Source organism: Halobacillus sp. BBL2006 (genome assembly GCF_000786645.1).
Classification (GTDB): Bacteria; Bacillota; Bacilli; order Bacillales; family Halobacillaceae; genus Halobacillus.
In genome coordinates, this window is record NZ_JRNX01000852.1 from 1 (window position 1) to 1,990 (window position 1,990).

Annotated in this window: 2 protein-coding genes; both read right to left on the reverse strand. The window is 45.9% G+C overall.

All coding sequences use genetic code 11. The annotated features are described in order from the left end of the window. Positions 1-833, reverse strand: an 833-nt coding sequence (locus tag LD39_RS20440) for a dihydroorotase (protein ID WP_035552989.1), incomplete at its 3' end; no start/stop codon positions are given. After that, complete coding sequence (locus LD39_RS20445; protein ID WP_035552992.1) at positions 834-1,730, reverse strand: aspartate carbamoyltransferase catalytic subunit; 897 nt, start codon at positions 1,728-1,730, stop codon at positions 834-836. It lies immediately after the preceding gene. Positions 1,731-1,990 lie beyond the last annotated feature (260 nt).

Sequence of the window (1,990 nt, forward strand, 5' to 3'; positions counted from 1 at the left end):
GGCGGGTTCATTTTGAACAGCGCATCGTCTTCCTTTACGTCTGTTTCATTCAGTAGAATGTGGTGCGGTGTCACTTCCGCTGTCACATGAATCCCTGCACGTTTTGCATCTCTAATTACTCTTACAGATTCTTTCGTCGATACGTGGCAGACATGATAATGACAATCAGCAGCTTCTGCTAATAGGACATCACGAGCAATTTGCACTGATTCAGCAACATTTGGAATTCCTGGGAGGTCTAGCCTTTCACTGACTTCTCCTAGATGAGACACTCCTCCGTACACAAGTGAATTGTCTTCACAATGTGCGACGATAGCTTTATTCAGTTTGCTTGCTCGTTTCATTGCTTCAAACATTTTCCCCGCGGTTTGTACGCCAACTCCATCATCCGTAAAAGCAAAAGCCCCAATGTCGCTCAATGATTCCATGTCGACGAGTTCTTTTCCTAGTTGTCGGGTTGTAATGGAGGCATAAGGGAGAACTCGGACGTTTGCGTCTTTATCAATTTTGTCTAACAATGTTTGTAAGGTCTCAGTCGAATCGGGAACTGGGCGAGTATTAGGCATCGCACAAACCGTAGTGAAGCCGCCTTTTGCCGCCGCTTTCGTTCCTGTTGCGATTGTTTCTTTTGCTTCTCCACCAGGCTCTCTCAAGTGCACATGTACGTCAACGAGTCCAGGAAGAAGGAGAAGTCCCTTCGCATCGACCGTGTATTCTGCGTCCTGATCTATCGTTTCAGCGATTTGAATGACTTTTCCTCCAGAGATCAATACTTCACAACCTTCATAAGATCCCTCTACCATTCGTTTTGAATTGATGATTTTTTTACTCATTTACAGCTCCCCTTTCAAAAGTGCTCGGATCACGGCCATGCGGACGGTCACACCATTCTTCATTTGTCTGAAAATTCGTGATTTTCTGGATTCGACGAGTTCGTGATCAATCTCAACTCCCCGATTGACAGGGGCTGGATGAAGAATAATCGCATGGTCTTTCATGCGAGCTTCTCGCTCCTTGGTCAGCCCATATTGTTCCAGATAGGACGTAGGGGCGGTGGTTTGATCATGCCTTTCATGCTGAATTCTTAACAGCATCAAGACATCACAACGATCGACCGCTTCGTCCATCGTTATGTAGTTGGTCGTAAGAGAAGGATCCTGCCACTCTGGTTTTGTTACAAAAGAAACTTCAGCGCCAAGTTGTGTCAGTGCATATGCATTCGATCTTGCGACTCGACTGTGTTTCAAGTCTCCCGCAATAGCCACTCTCAAGCCTCTAAAACTATGAAACTGTTCATCTATTGTGTATAGGTCAAGTAAAGACTGGGTTGGATGCTCGCCGCAGCCATCCCCGCCATTGATCAAACTAAGATCCAAATCTTCTGCACAAGTATTCAGCAGACCAACTTCTGATTGGCGGACGACTGCCAGCTCTACCCCGATTGATTCAAGAGTTTTTAATGTATCGTATAAGCTTTCACCTTTCGTAATACTGGAATCATTGCCATCCAAGTGAAGAACTTCAAGTCCGAGTCTTTTTTCTGCGATGTGGAAGCTGCTTTTTGTTCTTGTGCTTGGTTCTAAGAATAAGTTTGCAGCAAAACGGCCATTGAAAGGTGCCTCCGGGTGTCCCTTTTCTATTTCTCTAGTGATGGAGAACAGCTGATGAATATCCTCATTAGATAAATGCTTCATTGATAATAAGTGTTTTCTGGATCCGATCAGGTTCATGGTCATCTCTCCCATCTTATTTTCTTGATTGGTGATGGCGGGTACCGGTGCGTTGCATACCATTCTTTGCGTACCAGGTACGTGCTGCCTATTGCTTGGTACCTGGTACGCAAAGAATCTAGTCCGGTACCTGGTACCCTGCCCTCAGATTCTGGTGTCAGGTATGAAAAAAAGCACCCCCAGGTGTCCTGGGGGTGCTTTGCTCGCATGCCAAGCGAGCCAAACCCTCATACACCTTTGTGAGTCTCTCGGGACTCAAT